Here is a 22,583-nt window from a genome sequence, read left to right as displayed (position 1 = left end):
CGGGGGCACCAGCGCGGCATGGCCGGAAGACCGGGGCGGGCGATAGACGAGGAGCAGGCGACACGGACTTCGAAGGTCAAGGCAGGGACATCCAGACCCGGTGCCCGAGCGCCTGCAGTTCTCCGGACCGATGTGACCCCAGCCTTCCGAACAGCAGACCGGCCCGAGGCGTCATCAAGGCCACACCAGAGGCCTGGCACACCTCCGATCGGAGAACTCGCCGAAAGACCGAAGAACACGCTCGCCAAGCAGGGGGCATCCACAAAGGCCATGGCATATGTGATGCCGCTGGGTGGGGGCATCCATCGCATCAGTTCAGCCTATCCGCGACTGGTACTATCGCGGGGGTCGTGTCCCGGGCGGCCGCGTGCGGAGCGATCTGCGTGGTGCGGCGTGCGGCCGTTGTGGCGACCGCGCTTCTTCGCAGTCTGAGGTTGTCGAAGCCGAAGACGGCGAAGGAGGGCACGATGACCATGACCATGATCGAGCCTCCCCCCCGGCGTGATCGCCGGGAGCGACGACACCGGGTTTCTGCGTGAGCCGATCCGGGACGCGGCGCAGTGGCTTGTGGATATCGCGGTAACCGCGGCATGCGGCGCCGGCCAGGGCGAGCGAACGCCGGAGCGGGAGAACCGGCGCAACGGCTGCCAGCCCCGACAGCGGGACGCCCGGGCTGGCAGGATCGGGCCGAACATCTCGAAGCTGCGCTGCGGCCCGCAGCGGCCCGTGCTTCCCGAGCGTCCTCGAGCCGCGCCGGATGGCCGAGAAGGCGCCGATGGCGGTCATCCGGGAGGCCTGCATCCAGGGCGTCTCGCCCGTGCCGTCGATGGCCCCGTTCGGGCCGCGGGGCTGGCCGGCACCCCGCGGAGCCGGGTTTCGTGGCCTTGCAGGGCCGAGCCATTGACCGCCATTGGTCTGAGGAGAATGGCGAAGGGACGGGCGGGCGACCGCGTTCCTCGAACGCCCACCCAGGGAGGACCGGCCCTTGCCCTGGCCGGGCGCGACCCGTGTGAAGCTGCGCGGGAACCATCGGATCGTCTCGATGGCGGTGATGGTGGCGGTGATGGTGACGGTCGCGGTGCGCACCGACGGGCGGCGCGAAATGCCAAGGATCGCTGCGATGCCGTCCGAAGCCGAGATTTTCTGGTCCGACGTTCTGCGCTCCCTGACCCGTCGTGGCCTGCAGGTGGTGACCGGCGCCGCGCAGGAAGGGCCGAAGGCCGCCGCAGGGAAGTTTCCCGGCGCCGGCTGGCAAGGCTGCCGCGTGCATGTCCAGCGGTACCTGCCGGCCCGCCCGGGCAAAACCGGCAAGCCGATGGCGAGCGCCGCGGTGATGACGGTCCTCGCCGGGAAGGGCCGCGACCATGCCCATGCCGGCTGGCGCGAGGTCGCCGGCAGCCTGCGCGGGCGGTTCCGTTAGGTCATCGAGCCGATGGACCAAGCCGAGCATAACGTGCTGGCCTGCATGGCCCTCGATGAGACCCCGCGCGCCAGGCTGCACGGCACCAATCCGCCCGAGCGCGCGGACAAGGCGATCGGGCGGCGCACCAATGCCGTCGGGAAATTCCCCGACCGCGAGGCCGTCCACCGCCTGGCCGGCGCCCTCATGCTCGAGCAGTATGACGAGTGGGCCGACCGCCGCCGCTCCATGCCGGCGGAAAGGCCGAGCGGCCTCTGCGACGCCCATGAGCAGGCGGCAATGATCGCCGCAGGCCGAGAGAGCGCCACCAGCTGTGAAGAGGCCGGTGGACATCCGCTCCTGCACCACCTCTCGGGACACTACCGCCGCGCCGCGAAGCCGAGTGAAACCTATGCCCCACCTGCAGCCATGAGCAGGGGCGCATGTTGAAGAATGCAGAGGCCCCGCGCGACCGCCGTTTCACCTGATCGGCTCGCCCGGGAACCTGAGAGCCCCGCGCACCGTCAACACTACCGCCGATCCAATGCAGTCCGAGAGGATCCAGCACGAGCAGCGCTTGGGTTGTGGAATGAGGCGTGGAACAGAAACAAGAGTTCAAGACTCCTCCGAACTTTTTCAACATGATCGTCAAGAATTATGATGAGGCGTCCGGGATTCGAAATATCGATCATTTCCCCTCCCTGAGCGTCTCCGCCTCGAGCCTCCTGATCTCCTCCTCCAGGTAGCGGATCTCGCCCTCGATATCGCCCTTCGCCTCGAAGGCCGCGTGGATCGCGCGGTCCTTCTCGGGGAGCTGACGCATGGAGGCTTCTAGAAACCTCGCGTTTCCCGCGGTTGGCTGATTCACTGGCGTCGGTCTGCAAGGGAGGCGCGGGTGTCAGTTCAGCCAGGGTTCTTCGATCTGTATGAGCGGTATCGAGCGCTGTCGAAGAGCGGCGATCCGCTCGAGCGGCTCTCGGCGGTGGTGGATTTCGAGATGTTCCGTCCCGAGCTCGACGCGACGCTCTCGCGTGCTGACCGCGCACAGGGCGGTCGCCCCCTGATGGATGTCGTCATGATGTTCAAGGTTCTGGCGATCCAGGCGCTCTACGGGCTCGCCGACATACGCACCGGGTTCCAGATCCGCGACCGGCTGTCGTTCATGCGCTTCCCTGGGCTCGACCTGCACGGCCGGGTGCCGGATGCGCGTACGATCTGGCTGTTCTGCGAGCGGCTGACCGGGGCCGGCGCCGTGGACCGCCTCTTCGCCCGCTTCGATGCGCATCTGAAGGGGGCTGGCTGCCGCGCCACGGGCGGGAGACGATCGAGGGGTCCATCGTGGCCGCGCCCCGCCAGCGCATGACCGATGCCGAGCGCGAGACCGTCAAGGGCGGCGGCATCCCCGAGGAGTGGAAGGGCAAGCCCGCGAAACCGCGCCAGAAGGACCGGGACAGGCGCTGGACGCTGAAGCGGGGCCGGAAGAAGACGTGCCCCGACGGCGGCCAGGCCATGCAGATCGCGGTGCCGGTCCACGGCTACGAGAGCCATATCGGCGCCGACCGGCGCCACCGGCTCATCCGCACCTGGTCGGTCAGCGACGCCGCTTCGCATGACGGCCGCGCGCTGCCAGTTCTGCTCGGCACGTCGAACACCGGCTCGGGCGTCCGGGCGGATACCGCCTATCGCAGCCAGAGAAACGAGAAGCGGATCGCCGTCGCCGGGCTGATCTCGAAGATCCACTTCCGCCGCGCACCGGGCACACTGCTGCCGGCGAACCGTCAGAGGGCGAATGCGGCCCGATCGAGAGCGGGATCGGCTATCGGGCACGCCTTCGCCGACCAGAAGCACCGCATGGGCCTCTTCGTCAGGACAATCGGCATCGCAAGGGCGCGCACCAGGATCGGCCTCGCCAACCTCGTCTACAACCTCCGCCGCTACCTCCATCTCGATACCGCGGCCGCAGCGTAACTCGGGGTGCCCAGAAGCCGGACGAACTGCCAGGGTTGAGGAACGTCAACCGCCAAACACGGAACCAGACCATCAGTGGCCTTGTGCGGCCAATAAATGGAAGTCTCCGATTGCTTCAGGTGTTCCCCGCACCCGTGGGGATGAACTGTGGTACCGGCCGGTACCACGCACGGCAAGGCGGTGTTCGCCGCACCCGCGGGGATGAACCGCTGGCGCAGAAGGCGCAGGAGACCGCCGATGAGTGTTCCACGCACCCGCAGGGACGAACCGCGTCTCGCCGATCTCGGGCGGCAGGTCCGCGAGTGTTCCCCGCACCTGTGGGATAAACCGCGCGGCAGAGATTTCAGCATTCTTCAACATTCCTGTTCGTCACACCGCTGGGGTGAACCGGCCCAGCTCGCGCCGAGCCTCGTAGATCTCCTGTGTTTCCCGCTTCGCGGGGATAGCCCGTCGTAGCCGTCGAGCAGGAGCTTGGAGATAGGTGCTACCCCGCACTCGCGGAGACAGGCTCATCGAGTGTGACCACGCACCCGTCCTGGCTCATGGCGGCTTTGTCAGAGCGAGCGCTCATCGGTGCCCGGCTGCGGTGGCGGCAGCGCGGCGATGACGCGGTCGGCGAGGGCGGCGCAGCGGCGGCCGGCGAAGGGGAAGATCGCGTCGAAGCCGCCCTGCAGGCGCCGTTCGATCGCGCGGCGCAGGCGCTGGCGGGCGCGGAACAGCCGCGTCTTCACCGTCACCGGGTTGAGCGCGAGGTCGCGGGCGACGGCGAGCGTGCTCATGCCCTCGGCCTCGCGGAGCAGGAACACGATGCGCAGCTCCGGCGGCAGCTCGGCGACCGCCTGCTCGAGCATCTCCCGCACCTGGCGCCGGCCGGCCTCGGCCTCCGGCTGCGCCGCGCCGCCGCCCGGAAACGGCAGCACGGTGTCCCGCGTCACGTCGCTCTCGGTCACCGTGTCATACCCCTCATGCGCCGGATCCGCCTGCGCCCGGCGGCTGCGCTGCAACGCCGCGTTCACGGCGATCCGGGTGATCCAGGTCGAGAACCGTGCCTCGCCGCGGAACGCCGCGAGGCCGCCGAAGGCCGCGAGATAGCTCTCCTGCACGATCTCCTCGGCCTCGGCATCGCTCCGGGCGATGCCGCGCGCCACCCGGAAGAGCCGCGGGTTGAGCCGCCGGACCAGCTCGCGGATCGCCGCCTCGTCGCCGGCCCGGGCGGCGGTCACCAGCGCTGCCTCCGTGGCCTCCGCGACGGCGGCGGCCGGGTCTCGGTGAAGCGCCGGGCTGCTCACGCCATGTCCTCCCGATGCAGCCGGCCGGCGCGCAGGATCGCACCGACCGGCGGAAACGCCTCACTGATATCCGTAGGGTCCGAAACCGCTTTTTCTTCAAAGACTATTCTGCCGTCAGCATCGACAACGCAGATGCTGGTCATTTCAAGCGAGACATCAAGGCCCGCGAACAATACTTTAGTCGTGGTCGTTCTCCCGGTCATGGTACTACCGGCAAGGAGACTACCGGCGATCCCGAGGACTGAGTCCCGATTGCGCCATCTAAACGAGACGCTGTTCTTAGGCCTCGACCAAGCCAGAGAGGCCGTCGCGCGTTGGGTTGCCGACTACAACCAGCACTGCCCAGTTTCGGCCTTGGGATACGCCACACCCGCGGCCTACGCCGCCCAACTCACCGCAATGGGCGAACCGCTCCGCGCAACAGAACCGCTGCGCGGATCGCCCATTGCTCCGTCGGCGCGCGAGCGCCATGCTGACCGTCGGACTCTGGCTTCAAGGGGTGAATACCGGGGGTCACAGCACGGTTCGGGCTGGCTCTCGCAATCCCACCCTACCGAGCATCCCGATGACCGCCCCAGCTACACCACGCACCGGGATATGACCTCTTCTTCCGGCCCCGCTTCAGCGTCCGGCGCCTGCCCCGGTCCTTCTAACCTTGCCCCCTGATGGCGCTCCACGGAGATGGGTGGATCAGTCAAACACCACTGACCCGTCGGATGCGAAATCGGGTGGCGGAGAACCGTCGCGCGCAAACATCGCTGAGATCGATGCCACGATCGGATCGCCTTCGGTCGAGGCCTGACCGCTCGACAAGCCGTTCTGCAGCGCCGCGGCATCCTCCCTGGTGTCGCCCATTGGCCAGAGTGCGGAACTCGCGAGGCGGCGCTTGCGTGTCATCAGGCTGTGCAGGAGACAGTCGAACGAGTTCTCGCGGCGGCTCTGATGGATCGCCATCGGGACATGGATCGTCACGGGTTGCGTCTGTCCGATCCTGTGGATGCGATCGTTGCATTGCTCCTCTACCGCGGGGTTCCACCAGCGCGAGAGGTGAATCACATGCGTGGCGGCGGTGAGCGTCAAGCCGGTACCAGCGGCCTTCGGGCCGAGCACGAGAAGGTCGAACCCGCTGTCCTCGACCAGGTGCCGCTGGAAGTGCCTGACGATGGCCTGCCGGTCGCGGATCGGCGTGTCGCCATTGATGATGTCTATACGGTTGAGCCCGTAGCGTTGCCGTGCAAGTTCGGCAAAGCGGTACTGCATGCGCCGGTGCTCGATGAAGACGAGCGCGCGCTCGCGCCGCTGACGGATACCGTCGAGGATGGCAAAGCTCGCGCGCAGCCGCGCCGAGGTCGCGATGAAGTCGTCGTCCGACAACTCGGCGTCGAGGTCGGGATGGACGGAAACCGTTCTGATGTGGTGGAGCATCTTGAGAGCCGAGCCGCGCGCGCCTTCGGCGAGCTTGTCGCGGGCGCCCTCATAGGCGGCAGCCTGTGCGAGCGGCATCAGCCTCGGATGCAGACGGCGGGTCTTGCTGGGCAGGTCGCGGGCAACGGTCTCCTTCAGGCGGCGTAGCGCAAGAGGTGGAAGATCGGCTTGCGCCCGGAAGACGCGGCCGTGCAGCTCCTCCATGTTGTCCGCGCTGGGCGTTCCGTATCGGCCGCGGAACTCCGCAAGCGTGTCGAGAGCACCGGGGCAAAGCTGGTCCATGATCGCCCAGAGATCGACTGCGCTGTTCTCGATAGGCGTGCCGGTGAGCCCGATGCGGAAATCCGCGTTCACCGCGCGCGCGGCGACGGCACGAAGTGAGGCGGGGTTCTTGAGTGCCTGAATCTCGTCAAAGACAACCGCCGAGAAGGGAATTCGGGCGAGCGAGTGCTGATAGTTGGCGAGCGTCGTATAGGTGGTGAGGATCCAGAATCGGTGTGCGCGGCCCTCGGCGATGGCCTCGTGCAGCAGCGAGAAGTCGAGCCGCTCCTCGCCGGACTGCGTGTCGAAACCGCGCGCGCCGGTCTTCTTGAAACCGCCGAGAGCGGAGCCGTAGAGCCGCATGAGATGACCGAGGCCCGGCTCCTCGAGATGCAGGGCCACCTCGGCTTCCCAGTTCTCCAAGAGGGATGTCGGCGCGACCACCAGCACCGGCCCCCGCATCTCTGCTTCGGGCCTGGCCATGTGGCTCTTGAGCCAGCGGAGGAAGGCGATGGTCTGCAGTGTCTTGCCAAGGCCCTGTTCGTCGGCATTGAGCACACCCGGCAAGCCAGCCCGCCAGGCGGCGATCTGCCAGGCGAGGGCCTCTGACTGGTGCGCCTTTAGGGTTGAGCGGATGCCTTCGGGCTCTGTCGGCGCGATGAGGGCTGTCCGCGGTCCGCGCTCCGGGCGCCAGCCAAGCTCCTCGAAATTGTCCCGTGTGGCGACGACGATGGGAGGGCCCCTATCGGGCGCCGCTTCTTCCGAGGCTGCAAGCGCTTCAGCCGCCTCCGCCTGGTCCACAGGCGGTTGTTCGGCGGCCGCGCGATTGGCATCTGCCTGCAGCTTGACTGCGTTGAGCGTATCCTCGTCGGCGGGCAATGTATGACCGTCCAGATCGACGGTCTCTCGGCCTTCGGCGATCGCTTCGCGAATGCCCTCGCAGGTTGCGTCCAGTGCCTCCGGGCTCATTCCGCGCATCTTGCGGATGAGCGGATCGGGGAAGTGCTCTGGCAGCCAGGTGGTCTGACTCTCCGATACGCTTTGTGCGGGCGGCACATAGGCCGTCTTGCCCGTCACCCTCGCGGAGTATGCGCCATACTCTTCTGTCTCGACGAGACACGGACCGACCGCAGCCTCGATCATCTCTTCCTCGCCGGCCGGTGACAGGCCCTCGAGCTTGCCGGCCTCTCTGAGGGCCTTCTCCACTGCCTCGGTGATCTGTGGCACCGGGTTCCGCATGAAGGCCGCGCGTTCGGCGTGCGGCGCGTTCTGCATCCGCGACATGACCTCGAGCACGGGCCGTGCGCCGCGGTCGACCACGAGGTAGCTGCCGTCTCCCACCCGATAGGCTGCAAGCGCTCCGCTTGTCCGGACGCGCCGTTGGAAGCGACCGAGTTGCGCACCGCCAAGCTCGCCCTCGGCTTCGGAGATCCCGGTCTCGCCGTCCGAGCGCGCCGCCAATGCCTGCTCCGAGAAGGGGACGATCTCGAAGTCCTCCTCGCCCCGTGCATTCCGGCCGGGGGAGATGGAGAAGCGGTCCGCGAGCCGCACCTCCAACCCCTGAAGGAAATCCGTGATCGATACGCGCGCGGCCCTGTCCCTCGCCGAGATGCGGATGCCGGGGTCCAGGGCCTGCCGGAAACGGGCGAGCGCCTCCCAGTGCGCCGCCTCGTCGCTTCCCGGAACGAATGCTTCAGCGACCTCCACGGCCTCGAGCAGCCACGCGGGCAGGCGACGCGGCCCGTCGGAGGTCTCGAGGATTGCCCCGATGCGTCGGGGCGCCTGCCGCCGACCGAGCTTCAACCATTCGTGTCTGAGGCGAAAACTGGAGGTGCCGAGGGATCCCTCGACATCCGTGCGGAAGACAAGATCCACCAGCGGCGGCAGTCCGAGTGCCTCGGCAGCGCGCTGATCGAGTCCAGCGGCGATCCTGTGGCTGATTTGAATGCGGTCGGTGCCAATGGTGAGCTCGCCCGGATGGCTGTCTGCGAGCGCCCGCAGATCGGCAAGCGCAAAGGCCAGTGCCCGATCATTTGCCGAGAGCGCATCGAGACTGACCGGTGCGCGCGGCGCGAGCAGCCGCCCGATCACCGATCGCCGATCCGGCAGCATCGTGAGCGTTATGCCATTGGCATCATGAGAGAAATCGAAAGCCATATTCTTCAGATGTTCATCATTACCCAGCGCTCCCAAGCTGGATACGGAGAGTGTGACCTAGACCTGGTCGACGAAAAACGCACCTTCTCGCAATCGTAAGAACTCCTGAACAACTGTGGGCAAGCTTCTTCAGATTCATCAAATATGTGCGTCTTGTAGTTGTGACATCCGTCGATCACGATCTTCCGCCCGATTTTCATGACTAGAAGTGAGGTGTTGGCGCGATTGGCACGCGCGGTCTGCCGCCCGAACCTCATCCCGTTGCTGGGGCCTTCTTCGCGCATCAGGTGTTTGCGGGCGTACTCCGCTGCAGAGGGACAGAAGGCAACCCAGGCGGCATCGATACGGCCCTGCTCATAGAGCTTCATCCAGAAATCTCGTCGCGGTGGCCACATGTGGCTATCCTGCGTTGCGGTCACCACACCCATGAAGAACTGCATGTCCGCGCGGGTCAGCCAGCGGAGCATGAGCGCCTTCGGCGCCTTTCCCACCCCCGCCCAGTGATTGGCCGATGGGAGCCGCGGGTCGCCATAAATCGACAGGAGCCGCTCGACCAGCAGGTCACGCACCGCTTCCGGCGGGTAGTCGGTGAGCCAGGGCTCGAGCAATGCCTCGATCGCTTCCGTCGCGCCGGAAGCCAGGGCGCTCTGACCCTCGGGCTTCAGCCAGCCAAGCAGGCGTTCGATGCGCTCCGGCTCGCGCAGGTGCGGACGGAGCAGGCGCAGATAGGCCAGATGGGCGTGCTGCATCAACCCCGGCCCGTGCGGGCTGACGATGCCAAGAGCCTTCAACTCGGCCCAGGGACGCGCCATGTTGATCATCACGCGGGCGATGTCCTCCGGAGCTTCCACCGGATCGAGAACGCGCGGAAAGCTCTCGAACAGCCGCTTCCAGCGCGTGCCGAGCCGTGGCCGGGCTTCGGCCAGGGCCGTGGCGAGAGCCCGCGTATGCGCAGCGCCGGGGAGGTAACTTGCGAGATATATGGAGAACATCGGGTTCAGGAAGCCCGCCCTCGTGGAGGCGCGCACTTCGTCGATGCAGAAGCGGCGGAGAGACCCGAACTCCGGCCGGTCGCGGAAATCCGGCTCGAAGAGCACACGCGCGGCACGGGTCACGAAGGACAGGCGCGTGTTCTCCCAGGTTCCGGTCTCGAACCGCTCGCGAAAGGCCATGACGATGGCTTCCCGATTCCGTTCCGAGACCTCCGGAAGAGCATCGGGCCAACGCTGCAGCACTGCCCGTACCGAGCGGTCTAGATGATTGAGCGCCGGCAGGGCAGGGGGCGCTAAACTCGCCAGCCGCGCGAACCGCCCAAGAGGGGTCATTCCTCCGCCTCCCTCATGTCCAGTGCCTCGCGAATGCGCTCGATCTCGTCCGACCCTGCTGGCGTGTGCATGATGATGCGCAGATCGATCCGCCGGTTAATGGCGTAGTCCTCTGCGGTGTCGCCGAATGCCACGGGGCGCATTCGTCCGTATCCTGCGACCGAAAGGACCGGCTGCTCGCGAATATTGAGATAGTCGAGCAGCTCCTTGCGATGGGTCCACATCGTGGCAAAGGTCGTGTTGGCGCGCCTCGTCGAGAGGCCGAGGTTGTAGATGTCACCACCCACCTTGTCGGTATGCCCTTCGATCTGTACCGCCTCGATGATCGCGAGACCGGGGTTGCAGTCCTCGCGCCAGTCCATGCGCGGGCCAAGGGTATAGCAGGGCAGGATATCCGCGAGCCTGTCGGCTACCGCCCGCACGATCTGTGCCTTGCCCCGTGCGAGGTTGTCTCGTCCCTTGTCGAACAGTCCCTCACCCTGGAAACGCAGAGCATCGCTTTCTGCGCTGATCTCGATCATCAGATCCGGGAAGTCGAGCAAGAGGGCATTGCGCAGCTCCTGGAGGATGCGCGCCCGTGCCGCCGCCGCCCGTGCCATATAGGCTTCAAGCGGATCGCGCCGTTTCAGCTTTGCGAGGGTGGCCTCCAGGTTCTCGATCTTCCGTTCTAGCTCCCGGATGTGCCTGTCCCGCTTTGCGAGTTTCTTCTCGAGGTTCGCGATCCTGTTCCGGGCGAGTTCCTCCCGTTCCAGCGCCCGATCACGCTCCTCCTCCAGGAGGTCGCGCTCTGCGCGCATCCGAAGCAGCGCCTCGAGGGCTTCATCGCGGGCCTGCATCGCGGCATTCAGCAGGGCGGAGAGCCGGGTGATCTCAGCACTCAGCCTCCTTCGGTCCTCCAGCAGGAGGTCGCGCTCTGCACGCACCCGGTCCAGTGTCGCGACGGCTTCATCGCGGGCCCGCGTGGCGGCTTCGAGCAGGGTGGAGAGCCGGATGACCTCTGCGCTCAACCTGTGACGCTCCTCCTGGAGCATGTCGCGCTCGGCCCGCGTCGCATCAAGCGCCTCGATCGCCTCGTCGCGTTCCGACTGCGCCACTTCGAGCTGGCGTCGGAGACGCTCGACCTCGTCCTGGAGCGTATCGCGCTCCTTGCGCATGGCCACGAGATCAGAGCGCGGAACGAGGTCCTCGTCGCTGAACTGTGTGGCGAAGAAGGCCAGCAATATCATCACGATGAAGAGGAAGCTCACCGTCATGTCGGTCATCGAGACGAAGACCGACTCTTCCTCCTCCTCGTGCCTGGTGCGAACGGCGCCGCCGCGCATCAGCGGCCCCGCTGCTGCGGGCTGAAGCGCTCGGCCTGATCGACGATCTCGCGCATGGTGTCGAGCGCCGGGCTCAGCCGTTCCTGCATCTCGCGAACGTGACCGAAGAGCCCGTCGACCGCCTCCTTGACATGCTTCGTGAAGGTCTCGAACGCCGCGCCTAGGCTCTCGTCCAGCTGGTCGATGCGGTCGCCTTGGCCCTGCATCCGCTGGAGCGCCTGCTGCAGGTGCGCCAGCGTTGCCAGCAGCTGTTCTCGCTGTCCGCCGAGGATCTCGTTTGCCGCTTCGAGCGCGTCGCGGGCGCTTTCGGTATTGGTGCGCGCAGTCTCGGCAACCGAAGAGGTGCTTTCGGCCAGGGCGAGGGTCGCGCCTTCGATCCGCTCGGCGGAGGCTCGAACCGGCTCGGTTGCCAAGGCCACGGACTGCGCCGAACTGCGCAGACTGTTCGCCGCGTCGGTGGTCGCTTCGGCGCCGAGCCGCAGACCGTCGCTCGCGCGGCGGACCTGATCGGAGCCATGGACGAGCGCCTTGGCCGTCGCGTCGATCTCTGCGCCGATCCGCTGCATCGGCTCCAGCACGTCCTGGCCGACGACCGTTGTCATCTCGGCCGAGATGCGCGCGATCTCCTCGGCGGTTTTGCCGAAGCTGCCGAGCACCCCTTGACCGGCCTCAGTGATCGCCGTGCCCGCTTCCGCGCCGGCAGCAACCATCTGTGCCTTCGTTGCCCGTGCGGCGTCTTCCGCCGCAGCGGCCAGCTGCGATCGGATCGCATCGGCTGCTGTGCTCATGTCGGCAGCGGCCGTGCGCATGGCGCTGGCCCCCTCGCCGGTGTTCTCGCGAATTCCGTCTAGCGTCTGGTTCATCGCAGCAAGGATGCTCTCGGCGCCCTGGGCAAAGGCGCTGGTGGTGGAGCTTGCGCTCTCCGCCATCGTCTTGCGCAAATCCTCGACGGCCAGGTTGAGTCGCTCTACGACGGCCTCCATCTGCCCACCCATCTGGCCAGAGCTCGCGTTCAACCGATCGACGAGCCCGCCAATCCGCTCGCCAGCCTCCGTCAGGCGCTGGCTGGACTGGGCGAGCGCCTCACCGACATCCCGCGAGAAGCGCTCCGAAAGATCGCCGACCATCTCGTTCATGCCGTCGGAGCCGATCTGTCCCACCTGCCTGAGGACGGGCTCCATGGCCGACGCGATCGAGCTGGAAATCGCCTGGGGAACCTCCTCCCGCAGCGGCCGTCCGAGCTCGGCAACGAGTTCCAGCCCGATCTTGCGGAAATGCTCGCGCTGTTCCTGCATCGCAGCGAGTTGCTCGACCGCGAGATCCTCGAGGCTGATGAAACTGAGGCGCCGCTCTATGTCGTGATTGAGCCCATGAAGCTCGTTTTCGATCCGGCCCATGCAGAGGCGGAGACCGACCGTAAACACGATCGAGCAGAAGAGCCCGGTGAGCGACATGATGAACTTTGCGGAGGCGACAGTGAGGAGGTCGGTCATCGCGCCCTTCATGTCGGACATGTCCTCGCCCATGGCCTGAAGGGCCGAGATCAGGCCGAGGAATGTCAGGAAGAGGCCGACCGTCACGAAGAGACCGGGCAGGATCCGCCAGAAGCCGGGACCGAAATGGAGATCTTCCAGGTTGAAGAAGACGCCCGGGCGGACCGCATTGCGCTGGATGATCTCGTCGCCCTCGGGATGCGCGACAAGCGTCTCGCGATACTCGGCCCAGGCGGTGGCAACCTGGCGTCGAGGGCCCCGCCGGGCACCCTTCTCGATCTTCTGATCGAGTTCGCTCACCCGTGCGCTGAAATCGCTCTCGCCGCTCGTCTGCCGGACAATTTTCCTTAGCCAGGCAAGCGCTGATCGCTTGCGCCATGTCACGACCAGAAGCGATGCCAGAAAGAGGGCGAGCGCAAGCAGCAGCCAGAATGCAACCCAGCCGGGCACGTGCTCTTCGCGCAGGTGGCTCGCTGACTGGAGGATGATGTCCCGAACGTTTGGTCCGATAGCGCCGAGGAAACCGAGATCAAACATCTGCCGCGCAAACCTTCATGAAAATCAAGCCTTCACACCAATGTGGAAACTGCACGAATGACGAGGCAACTCAGCCCGGTTCAGCATTCTCGCGTGTTGCGGTATGAAACGTAGAGCGCATTGTGTCACGCTGACAACCTGGAAGTGCGCGTTCCTCCAACTTGGAGAGCCTCCCACCGAACAATGCTGGCCCATGATCGCCATCGTGAAGGTCAGACGTTTCGAACCGAACGATGCCAACCTGGTTCTTTGGGCAGCAGCACGCCGTATTCAAGGACCTGTCAGTTCAAACCGGGGTCGTTCAAACGTTTCATATGTCGCCTCAGTCGCGTAGACAGCAATGGGGCTCACAGCTCTTCCTCCAAGCTCAGCGCGTCGCTCCAAGGCAGCCGCCAAAGGGGCCAGACCCACCATCAGCCGGATGATCGCCCTCTCCTCATCGCTCCAGCGCGCCCACGCCTTCTCTGGTCACGGTCACGATCCATGCTCACGGGCGCTAGCTGTGTCGGCTCATGGAAATTGTCGAGGACCACTACCGGGCCGGCTCCATGCTCATCACCAACCAGCTTCCCGTCGATGCCTTGCTGGCAGCGATTGTTCTCGAAGATCCCCGTCTCCGGCGGGACGTGCCCATTTCTGCGGACGCCGTCTTCGATCGCTTGATCCACAACACCCACAGGCTCCCGCTTGACGACCCCCCGATCGGAAAGCCCGTGATGCGCACATGGGCGGAAGCAGCGAATGATCCGAACCGCATCGCTCAGAAGCCCGCCGCGCGCGACGCATCGCCAGCGCCTTGGTGCGTATGCTGCGCCGCGCGCGGCTGCCTCGATGGCACCGCGCGGACCCTTGGACAGGGAGGAGCCGGCTGAAATCGGGAAGTCTCGCCCTGCCGCAGCGGTCAGGATGTCCGGATGCCCCGGAGGTCCTGTCCGGATGCATCGGTGTACGCGAGGAGGACGCGCGTGCAGGATGGCTCGGCGGCGCCTGAGCGCTCCGGGGCTGTCCGGAGGGCCGGGGGTTGGTGCCGCGGCGTGCAGCACGGGGCGCAGGCTTGTCCGCCGGATCATTCAGCCGAGGCCCGATATCTCGCTGTGAAGCCAGGCCCGGAACTTTCGGAGCGCGGGTCTCTCGTCCGGCTGGCGCGCCGGGATCAGGTGGTAGCCATAGCCGGTGACCTCGATGTCGAACGGCTCGACCAGGCGGCCGGCCGCGATGTCGTCCAGCGCGAGGTCGTCGGCGAGGACCACGCCGAGGCCGTCGACCGCGGCCTGGACGCGCACCACCGGGTCCTTCAGCACGTTCGAGGGCTGATCGGGCGTGAGCTCGAGGCCGGCCAGCTCGAACCAGCGGTCCCAGAGATCGATGCGCGGAACGTCGCGCAGCAGCGTGTGGGACCGCAGATCGGCCAATGCCTCGAGTGGCACCGGGCCTTTGCAGAGCTGCGGGCTGCACATCGCGCGCTTGCTGGTCTCGAGCCAGAGCTCACCGCCGAGCGCCTCGTCGTCCTGCCGCCCCCAGCGAATGGTCAGATCGACATTCTCCGCCGAGAAATCCGGCTCGTTGACGGAATGGTGGAACCGCACCGCGATGTCGGGATAGCGCTCGAGGAAGGAGGAGAGGCGGCGGGACAGCCATTTGGTGGTGACGAAGGTGCTGACCGAGATCGTGAGCACCTTCTCCGAGGAGCCTGCCCTGATGAGCGCGACCTCCTCGGCTATCCCGTCGAAGGCGCGCCGGCAGGCCCGTGCGAGGCCCCTGCCGCGGTCGCTCAGATGAACCTGCCGCGTGCTCCGGATGAAGAGCTTCACGCCGAGCGCGTCCTCGAGATTGGCGATCTGGGCGCTCACCGCGCCCTGGGTCACGCCCAGCTCGTCCGCCGCCTTGGTGAAACTGCCGTGGCGCGAGGCTGCTTCGAAGGTCTGGAGCGCTTTCAGCGATGGCAGCTTCATCCCGGTTCCATTCATTAGTTTTTCTAAAAATTATCGGCGAATTCTCGCTTGTCAAGCTGGCGCCCATACGGAAGCTGGGCGCACTGATGACAGGCGCTCGCTCACCGGCCTGCGACCTGCCTCGATCGCCTCGGGTTCGCTGCGTCGTGTCACGTTTCTGCAGAGATCCCGCGGCCTTGGATGGCAGTCCTGTCGATCGTGGCGCTGAACGCTGGAGGTAGGTCTTGGGCTCACCAGAACAGAAGACAGATGGCGAGGCCGAGGCAAGAAGACGGCGGCTCCCGGCATCGATCCATGCCGCCGGGCTCTGCCTTTTCATCTATGGCGCTAATGTCGTGACCAGGCTTTCGACGCGGGGCGACGAGCAGATCCCGGCGGCGCTGGTCGGAAATGTGGGGGAGTTTCTCCTCCTGGTCGTCTCGTCCGCCCTGCTCGTGAGGGGAACCCTGCAGGCGGAGCGGCGGCGCGCGATGCGGACAACAACAAACGAAGTATAGGGAGGACAGCGTGGACCATCACGCAGATACGAAGAACACCGGCCTGGCATCGGAGGAGCGCCGCGCGTTCCTGCGGGCGAGCGGGCGGTACGGGCTGACGGCGGCGCTCGTGGGCGCGGCGGGGGGCGCGCTCCTGTCGTCGGAGGCGATGGCGCAGACCGCGAAGGAGGAGCGCGAGAGGAAGGCCGCCGCAGAGCACACCATGATCGTGGCCACGCCCTACGTGATCGGGGCGAGCCGCGGCATGCCGCTGATGCAGCTCGACTTCAAGGAGAACATCCAGAACATGACCCTCGGCAGGGTCTATGTGAAGCTCGTGCCCGGCGGTCAGCTCGGCGCCGGCAGCCAGCTCGCGCAGAAGGTGCAGGCCAACACGATCCAGTCGGCGCAGCACTCGCTGTCGAACTTCGCGCCCTTCGCGCCGGTGGTCGATCTCGTCAACATTCCCTACTGGTGCGGCAAGAACCAGCAGGCGGTGAACCTCGTGACCTCGAAGGCCTGGGCCGACGAGGTGAACCCGATGATCGAGGCACGCGGCTTCAAGGCGCTCTGGTATGTGACGGTCGATCCGCGCACCGTGTCGCTGCGGCGCGGCTTCGAGGAGCCGATCCGGACACCGGACCAGCTCGATGGCGTGAAGTTCCGCATCCCCGGATCCAAGATCCTCTCGAAACTCTATCAGCTGCTCGGCGCGAACCCGACGCCGATCGCCTGGGGCGAGACCCCCTCGGCGCTGAAGCAGGGCGTTGCCGACGCGCTCGATCCGTCGGTCCAGGGGCTGCAGATCTTCGGCTTCAGGAACACCCTCTCCTGGGTCACCTTCGCGCAGACGGTTCCCAACACCCAAGTCTATTCCTGCAATCTCGAATGGTTCAACGGGCTGCCGTCCGACATCCGGGAGGGCATCGTCTTCGCCAGCGAGACCACGATGCACCAGAACCTCGCCAAGGTTCCGGCAGCGCGGGCCTACTCGATGGCCGATCTGGCATCCGGCGGCGTGCAGTTCTACGTGCCGACCGAGGACGAGCTCGCGCAATGGGTCGCGAAGGCCGGCCATCACCTCCCGGCCTGGGACGCGTTCAAGAAGGAACTCGCGGGCTCCCTGGAGGTCTTCGAGAAGCTGAACGAGGCCGCCAACACCCGAGGCGTCTACTACGTGCACGACGTCTGAGCATGCAGCCCGATCGTGCCGGGGGCGGAGAGCCGGAAGGCTCCCGCCTCACTCGCTGTCTGCGGGCGATTGACCGCAACGGCGAGCGATGGCTGCTGCTCACCTTCTACACGCTCATCGTGCTGACGATCGCGGTCGAGGTGATCCGGCGCTTCGCGCTGTCCTACTCCTCGCTCTGGGGCGAGGAGGCCGCCCGCTACGCCTTCGTCTATCTCGCCTGGATCGGCTGTGCGGTCGCCGTGCGTGACCGCTGCCACATCCGGATCGACTTCGCCGTGCGGCTGCTGCCGCGGCGCGCGCGGGCCGTCGCCAACATCTTCGGCGACCTGATGGCGGTCCTGCTGGCCGTCTTCGCGCTCTACTGGTCGATCGACCCGGTGCTGACCTCGATCCGGTTCGGCTCCGTGACGCATGGCCTCGAGATCAGCCTCGCCTGGTTCCTCGTGGCGGTGCCGTTCGGGTTCCTGCTGATCATGCTCAGGCTCGTCCAGTCGATCCGCCGCGACGTGAGCGATCTGCGCCACGGCCGTCCGGTCTACGAGGGCGAGCAGATTTTCGACTGAGGAGACAGAGCCATTTACCTGCAATTCGAACAAGCCGGCGCCGCCGAGCTCGGCTGGACCTTCTATCTGCCGATGATCGGGATGGTGGTCCTGCTGGTGCTGGGCGTCCGCGTCTGGGTCGTGCTGGGCCTGGGCGCGCTGGCGCTCCTCCTGGCCACCGAGGTCGTGCCGCTGTCATTGCTCGGGGAGTCCCTCTTCGACGGGATCGACAGCTTCGCGCTGATCGCCGTGCCGCTCTTCGTGCTGACCGGCGACGTGCTGGTGCGCAGCGGGCTTTCCGACAAGCTGCTCGACATCGCCGATGCGCTCACCGGGACGCTGCGGAGCGGCTTCGGCACGGCGACCGTCCTGTGCTGCGGGTTCTTCTCCTGCATCTCGGGCTCCGATGCGGCAGGTGCGGCCGCGATCGGGCGGATGACCATCGACCGCCTGGTCAGGCAGGGCTATCCGCGGAACTATGCCTGCGCCCTGGTCGCCTCCGGCGCCTGCACGGGAATCCTGATCCCGCCCTCCATCGCCTACATCATCATCGGCCTGATCCTCGGCATCTCGTCCTCGACGCTGTTCATCGCCGCCGCGGTGCCCGGCGTGATGATCATGGTCTCGATCATGCTCACCAATGTCGCGATCAACCGCATGCGCGGCTACGAGAACCAGGCCGCCGCGTTCTCGTTCGCCCGTGTGGCGCGGGCGATCTGGGCGGGCCGCTATGCGCTGATCGTGCCGGTGGTGATCCTCGGCGGCATCTATACCGGGATCTTCACGCCCACCGAGGCGGCAGCGGTCGCCGTGGTCACGACGATCCTCATCGGGCTCGCGATCGGCACGCTCACGGTCGCGGACTTCCCGAGCATGCTCGAGAGCTCGGCCAAGGTGGTGGGCATGATCCTGCCCATCATCGCGATGTCGCTGCCGCTCGCCCAGACGCTGGCGGCGCTTCAGGTGCCGCAGGGTTTCGTCGTCTTCGTCACCTCGCTGACCGACGATCCGACCCTGATCACCCTGATGATGATCGGCATCCTGATCCTTGCCGGCTGCGTGATGGAGGCGGCGCCGAACATCGTCGTGCTGGCTCCCATCCTCTATCCGCTGTCGCAGGAGATCGGAATGGACGAGATCCATTTCTCGATCGTGATGGTGACGGCGCTCGGGGTCGGCTTCATCACGCCGCCGCTGGGGCTCAACCTGTTCGTGGTCTCGAGCCTCACCCGGGCGCCCGTGCTCTCGGTCGCGCGCCAGGCGGTGCCCTATGTGCTGGCGATGCTCGCCACCACCCTGATCCTCGCCTTCCTGCCCAACCTCTCGCTCTGGGCGGTGCGGTGATGGCCGGTATCCCCGATCTCTTCGATCTGGGCGGCCGGGTGGCGCTGGTCACCGGGGCGAGCTCGGGCATCGGCCGCACCCTCGCGGTCACGCTGGCGGGCGCCGGGGCGGCGGTGGTCGCCCTCGCGCGGCGCGAGGACCGTCTGGCCGACACGGTCGCGCAGATCGAGGCTGCCGGCGGCCGCGGTTCGGCCATGTCGGCGGATCTCGCCGCCTGGGCGGATATGGACGACCTGGCCGGCAGGGCGCGGGCCCCCTTCGGCGCGCCGGACATCCTGGTGAACGCCGCCGGGCTCAACTTCCGCCAGCCATGGGACGCGGTGACGCCGGAAAGCTGGTCCTCCACCATCGGGCTCAACCTTTCGGCGCCGTTCTTCCTGGCGCGCGCGCTCGTGCCGGACATGCAGGAGCGTGGCTGGGGGCGCGTGATCAACATCGCCTCCGTGCAGGCCGTGCGGGCGATGCCGGACAGCATCCCCTACGGCGCGAGCAAGGGCGGCGTCGCCCAGCTCACCCGCGCCATGGCGGAGGCATGGTCGCGCTTCGGCATCTGCTGCAACTCGCTGGCGCCCGGCTACTTCCCGACCGAGATGACCGCGGATCTCTATCGCGACAGTGCCCTGATGGCGCGCAACGCCGAGAGGACCGCCGTCCACCGCAATGGGGAACTCGGCGACATGGTTGGCCCCGCGCTGTTCCTCGCATCGCCGGCCTCCGACTACGTGACCGGCCAGATGCTGTTCGTCGATGGCGGGTTCACCGCCAAGTGAATGCGCCGCCCGGTGCGGCATGAAGAGGGGAAACACCCATGGCAGGATTGACGATCAAGGAGCTGCGCGACCGCAAGGGCGGGCCGCAGCTCACATTCCTGCGGATCGACAGCGCGGACGACGCGGCCGCGGCGGAGGCGGCGGGGATCGACATGATCGGCACCGTCTACGCTCCCGAAACCCGGCACCTGCCGGGCGCGGCCCCGTCGCGCCACTTCCGCTTCGGGCTGCCCTACGGCCGCCATGTCACCGCGACCGAGGCGATGCGCGAGGCGTTCCGGGCGATCGAGGACGGCGCCGAGACCGTCTACACCGCCGCCAGCATCCATATGGTCTCGGAAATGGCGCGCGAGGGCATCCCTGTCATCGGCCATATCGGCCTCGTGCCGCCGTGGCGGACATGGACCGGCGGCTACCGCGCTGTCGGCCGGACGGCGCAGCAGGCGATCGAGCTCTTCCGCCAGGCGAAGGCCTATGAAGCCGCCGGCGCCGCGGGCATCGAGATCGAGGTGGTTCCCGAAGCGGTCGCGGCCGAGATCACGCGCCGGACGACCCTGATCACGATGTCGCTCGGGGCCGGGGCGGGCTGCGACGTGCAATGCCTCTTCGCCCGCGACGTGCTCGGCAGCGGGACGGACCGTCTGCCCCGCCACGCCAAGGCCTATCGCGACTTTGCCGCCGAGCACCGCCGCCTGCAGCAGGAGCGCATCGACGCCTTCCGGGAGTTTCGCCACGAGGTCGGTTCGGGCGGCTTTCCGGCCAAGGCCCACGGCGTCGCGATGCCCGAGGGCGAACTCGAGGACTTTCTCATGGAGATCGATCGGGTCTGAGCCTTTGCATTAGATGGATTGATATATCCTTGGGATTACTGGTTTGCCCGCCGGGCGGCATTGATGGTGAATCCGGCGGAGGCTCATGGATGAGGCCGAGGAAACTTCGATGAATCGCGCGAAGCCATGCAGACGGCGCCTTCACGACAAAGATTAGAAAAAGGGATGAATCGCGCTCCGAGCTTCCGGCCGTCGCCCGCTTGAGCCCACCCGCGCACCGACGATCATGAGGAACCACAGCATGTCAGAAACGATGCAGGAACAGACCGAGCGCGCCTTCGGGCGAGAGCTGGTGATCGACCGCAAGTCGTTGAAACCCTACACCAAGCGCACGGATCGCACGGCCCTTCTCCACTTCGCGGGGCATATCGGCCTGATCGCGTTTACCGGAACGCTGACCTGGATGGCGCTCGGCACCCTCTGGGTGGTGCCGGCAATGTTCGCCCATGCGGTCGTCATGGCCTTCCTCTTCGCGCCCGTGCACGAATGCAGCCACGGCACGCCGTTCCGAACGAGGTGGCTGAACGAGACCGTCTACTGGATCGTCTGCCTGATCTACATGGTGCCGCCGACGATCTTCCGCTACGAGCACGCCCGGCACCATACCTACACGCAGATCCGCGGCTACGACCCCGACATGATGCCCGAGCGCATGACGGTCTGGGACTATGTCGTCTATCTGAGCGGCTATGTGTTCTGGAAGCGCGGGCTCGGCTGGTTCCTCCTGCATCCCTTCGGCTACATCAAGCCCGAGCATCGCCGCTTCCTGCCCGAGAGCGAGGTTCCGAAGGTCATCTTCGAGGCCCGCGTGATCCTCGTTCTCTATGGCGGGATCGCGGCCGCGGCGATCGCCACGGGCAGCCTGCTGCCGCTCTGGCTCTGGGTGGTGCCGCGGCTCGTCGGCGAGCCGCTGATGCGCTTCTTCCGGATCGCCGAGCACGCCGAATGCGACGAGGGCGGCGACCTGCGGCGCAACACGCGGACCACCCGCACCACCCGGCTCGTCCACTTCCTGCACTGGAACATGTCCTATCACGCCGAGCACCACATCTGCCCGATGGTGCCCTACCACGCGCTGGCGCGGCTGCATGACGAGGTCGGCGACCGGCTGCACCCGATCGGCGAAAGCTATCCGTCCGTGCATGCCGATGTGCTGTCGAAGATCTCCCGCCACGAAGGCGTGACCTGGAAGAGCGAGCGGGGCCGGAGCGGCGCCGTCGCCGCGGAGTGAGCGGGATGTCGGAATCCGGAACTGCTGCCGAATGGCACGACGCCCTGGCGGTCGATGCGCTCGAAGAGGAATTCATCGAGACCATCGAGGTCGATGGCCGCCTCGTGGCGGTCTGCCTCTCCGGCGGCGAGATCTTCGCGACATCGGGGTATTGCAGCCACGAGCACGAGCCGCTCACCGACGGCATGGTGATCGACGGCGTGATCGAATGCCCGCTTCACCAGGGCCGGTTCTGCGCGCGAACGGGCCGCGCCGTCGGCGCGCCGGCCACCGTCGCCATCGAGGTCTTCGAGACCAGGGTGGAGGATGGGCGCGTCCTGGTGCGCCTCGGGCAGAAGGGCGGCGCGGAAGCCTCGTAGGCATCGACGGCCGGGGCAGCGCATCGGTGGGCCTGCACGCACCAGGCCCGTCGGTCTGCCCTGGCAATGCCGCGATCCCTGCCCGCACCGGAGGCGGCGCCTTTCGCCCAGCCCTGGAGCCGACGCCAGCCGTCTCAGGTCCGCCCTGATCCGGGATGAACCTGTCCCGCTGTGCGGGCCAGGTCAGCGGGCAGAGGCCCGTTGCCCCTGCCGGCCGCGGCCGGGGCATCCCGTTCGGCACGGATCGCAGCGCGCAGTCCGGAGCGGCTCGATCGCCGGTCTAGCCGCGCTGTGCGGCCTTGATCTCTGCCCGGAGCCGCTTCTCGAGATCATCGAGCTCCTTCTCCTGATCCCGTTCGTGCTTGAGGAGGCGTTGCTCGAGCGCCCCATGCTGTAGCTTGAGCGAATTTATCTCGTTTCGATACAGCGTGCTCGCCTGTTCGAGCTTCGCGATTCTGACGTCCGCGGCATCGATGCGCTTCGACAGCGCAAGATCGACCTTCGAGAGCTCTGTGGTGGTCTTGTCGAGTGTATTTATTTCGCTGACGTTATCACTGATATGAAGTTTGTTGTTGTTTATCTTGTTGGAAAATTCCTTCTTGAGAACATCCAGGGATTTCTTGAGGTGTTTGACTTCCATCGCGATGCGGTTTACGTCTGTCATGGCATCCTCCATTTCAGATCGCGATCCGGACGGCGGCCTCTACGGGA

Annotated in this window: 18 protein-coding genes and 4 pseudogenes; 13 read left to right on the top strand and 9 right to left on the bottom strand. The window is 66.5% G+C overall.

Features of this window, described 5'->3' with window-relative positions; translation table 11 throughout:
* Positions 1–501 precede the first annotated feature (501 nt).
* Both QSJ97_RS25060 and QSJ97_RS18860 read left to right on the top strand, forming a co-directional pair.
* Positions 502–729 (top strand): annotated as a pseudogene (locus tag QSJ97_RS25060) (transposase); the annotation flags it as partial.
* 232 nt (positions 730–961) lie between these two features.
* Positions 962–1,849 (top strand): annotated as a pseudogene (locus QSJ97_RS18860) (transposase); the annotation flags it as partial.
* Between the two features lie 238 nt (positions 1,850–2,087).
* Here the strand turns inward: QSJ97_RS18860 and QSJ97_RS18855 are convergent.
* Positions 2,088–2,222 carry a hypothetical protein gene (locus QSJ97_RS18855; protein WP_285673632.1) on the bottom strand — a complete coding sequence of 45 codons (135 nt, stop codon included), beginning with the start codon at positions 2,220–2,222 and terminating at the stop codon, positions 2,088–2,090.
* Between the two features lie 72 nt (positions 2,223–2,294).
* Between QSJ97_RS18855 and QSJ97_RS18850 the strand changes: the two are divergent.
* Positions 2,295–3,367, top strand: a pseudogene (locus QSJ97_RS18850) (IS5 family transposase).
* 554 nt (positions 3,368–3,921) lie between these two features.
* Here QSJ97_RS18850 and QSJ97_RS18845 read toward each other — a convergent pair.
* Positions 3,922–4,656, bottom strand: a complete 735-nt coding sequence (locus tag QSJ97_RS18845) for an RNA polymerase sigma factor (RefSeq protein WP_285673631.1) — start codon at positions 4,654–4,656, stop codon at positions 3,922–3,924.
* Entirely contained in the window at positions 4,653–4,859 is a 207-nt protein-coding gene (locus QSJ97_RS18840; RefSeq protein ID WP_434220938.1) for a hypothetical protein, read from the bottom strand. Before QSJ97_RS18840 ends, QSJ97_RS18845 begins: the two co-directional genes overlap by 4 nt.
* 58 nt (positions 4,860–4,917) lie before the next feature.
* Between QSJ97_RS18840 and QSJ97_RS18835 the strand changes: the two are divergent.
* A pseudogene (locus QSJ97_RS18835) lies at positions 4,918–5,049 on the top strand (integrase core domain-containing protein); the annotation flags it as partial.
* A gap of 297 nt (positions 5,050–5,346) precedes the next feature.
* On the opposite strand, the gene QSJ97_RS18830 reads toward QSJ97_RS18835, so the two are convergent.
* Genes QSJ97_RS18830 through zorA form a run of 4 tightly spaced genes read right to left on the bottom strand, consistent with a single transcriptional unit; the run spans position 5,347 to position 13,176 of the window.
* Positions 5,347–8,499, bottom strand: coding sequence for a DEAD/DEAH box helicase (locus QSJ97_RS18830; protein WP_285673629.1), 3,153 nt, complete (start codon positions 8,497–8,499; stop codon positions 5,347–5,349).
* A 5-nt stretch (positions 8,500–8,504) separates the two neighbouring features.
* A complete protein-coding gene (locus tag QSJ97_RS18825) occupies positions 8,505–9,824 on the bottom strand; it encodes an EH signature domain-containing protein (protein WP_285673627.1) in 1,320 nt (439 codons plus the stop codon).
* Positions 9,821–11,146: an OmpA family protein gene (locus tag QSJ97_RS18820; RefSeq protein WP_285673626.1), complete on the bottom strand. Its 1,326-nt coding sequence runs from the start codon at positions 11,144–11,146 to the stop codon at positions 9,821–9,823. The genes QSJ97_RS18825 and QSJ97_RS18820 overlap by 4 nt, the downstream gene beginning before the upstream one ends.
* On the bottom strand, positions 11,146–13,176 hold the full coding sequence (zorA, locus tag QSJ97_RS18815; RefSeq protein ID WP_285673625.1) for an anti-phage ZorAB system protein ZorA: 2,031 nt from the start codon (positions 13,174–13,176) through the stop codon (positions 11,146–11,148). Before zorA ends, QSJ97_RS18820 begins: the two co-directional genes overlap by 1 nt.
* A gap of 512 nt (positions 13,177–13,688) precedes the next feature.
* Here zorA and QSJ97_RS18810 point away from each other — a divergent pair.
* Positions 13,689–14,048 carry a P-loop NTPase family protein gene (locus QSJ97_RS18810; protein ID WP_285673624.1) on the top strand — a complete coding sequence of 120 codons (360 nt, stop codon included), beginning with the start codon at positions 13,689–13,691 and terminating at the stop codon, positions 14,046–14,048.
* Between the two features lie 198 nt (positions 14,049–14,246).
* Here QSJ97_RS18810 and QSJ97_RS18805 read toward each other — a convergent pair whose 3' ends face one another.
* Entirely contained in the window at positions 14,247–15,128 is an 882-nt protein-coding gene (locus QSJ97_RS18805; protein WP_285673623.1) for a LysR substrate-binding domain-containing protein, read from the bottom strand.
* 224 nt (positions 15,129–15,352) lie between these two features.
* On the opposite strand from QSJ97_RS18805, the gene QSJ97_RS18800 reads away from it, so the two are divergent.
* The 8 genes from QSJ97_RS18800 to QSJ97_RS18765 all read left to right on the top strand — a co-directional run bounded on the left by QSJ97_RS18800 (position 15,353) and on the right by QSJ97_RS18765 (position 21,872).
* A complete protein-coding gene (locus tag QSJ97_RS18800; protein ID WP_285673621.1) occupies positions 15,353–15,625 on the top strand; it encodes a hypothetical protein in 273 nt (90 codons plus the stop codon).
* 10 nt (positions 15,626–15,635) lie between these two features.
* The gene (locus QSJ97_RS18795) at positions 15,636–16,796 is read left to right on the top strand and encodes a TRAP transporter substrate-binding protein (protein WP_285673620.1); all 1,161 of its coding nucleotides are present in this window, start codon (positions 15,636–15,638) and stop codon (positions 16,794–16,796) included.
* Positions 16,797–16,798: 2 nt separating this feature from the next.
* Complete coding sequence (locus tag QSJ97_RS18790) at positions 16,799–17,359, top strand: TRAP transporter small permease (RefSeq protein ID WP_285673618.1); 561 nt, start codon at positions 16,799–16,801, stop codon at positions 17,357–17,359.
* Positions 17,360–17,431: 72 nt separating this feature from the next.
* Entirely contained in the window at positions 17,432–18,682 is a 1,251-nt protein-coding gene (locus QSJ97_RS18785) for a TRAP transporter large permease (protein ID WP_285673617.1), read from the top strand.
* Positions 18,682–19,452: an SDR family NAD(P)-dependent oxidoreductase gene (locus tag QSJ97_RS18780; protein ID WP_285673616.1), complete on the top strand. Its 771-nt coding sequence runs from the start codon at positions 18,682–18,684 to the stop codon at positions 19,450–19,452. The genes QSJ97_RS18785 and QSJ97_RS18780 overlap by 1 nt, the downstream gene beginning before the upstream one ends.
* A 38-nt stretch (positions 19,453–19,490) precedes the next feature.
* Positions 19,491–20,282: a 3-methyl-2-oxobutanoate hydroxymethyltransferase gene (locus tag QSJ97_RS18775; RefSeq protein ID WP_285673615.1), complete on the top strand. Its 792-nt coding sequence runs from the start codon at positions 19,491–19,493 to the stop codon at positions 20,280–20,282.
* Positions 20,283–20,523: 241 nt separating this feature from the next.
* On the top strand, positions 20,524–21,513 hold the full coding sequence (locus QSJ97_RS18770; protein WP_285673614.1) for a fatty acid desaturase: 990 nt from the start codon (positions 20,524–20,526) through the stop codon (positions 21,511–21,513).
* A gap of 5 nt (positions 21,514–21,518) precedes the next feature.
* Positions 21,519–21,872, top strand: coding sequence for a non-heme iron oxygenase ferredoxin subunit (locus QSJ97_RS18765; RefSeq protein WP_285673612.1), 354 nt, complete (start codon positions 21,519–21,521; stop codon positions 21,870–21,872).
* A gap of 280 nt (positions 21,873–22,152) precedes the next feature.
* On the opposite strand, the gene QSJ97_RS18760 is transcribed toward QSJ97_RS18765, so the two are convergent.
* On the bottom strand, positions 22,153–22,536 hold the full coding sequence (locus QSJ97_RS18760; protein WP_285673610.1) for a hypothetical protein: 384 nt from the start codon (positions 22,534–22,536) through the stop codon (positions 22,153–22,155).
* Positions 22,537–22,583: the final 47 nt, after the last annotated feature.

This window comes from Paralimibaculum aggregatum (assembly GCF_030270585.1).
Taxonomy (GTDB): Bacteria; Pseudomonadota; Alphaproteobacteria; order Rhodobacterales; family Rhodobacteraceae; genus Thermohalobaculum; species Thermohalobaculum aggregatum.
Note: the sequence above shows the minus strand (reverse complement) of the source record. Positions and strands in the feature narration are given on the sequence as shown.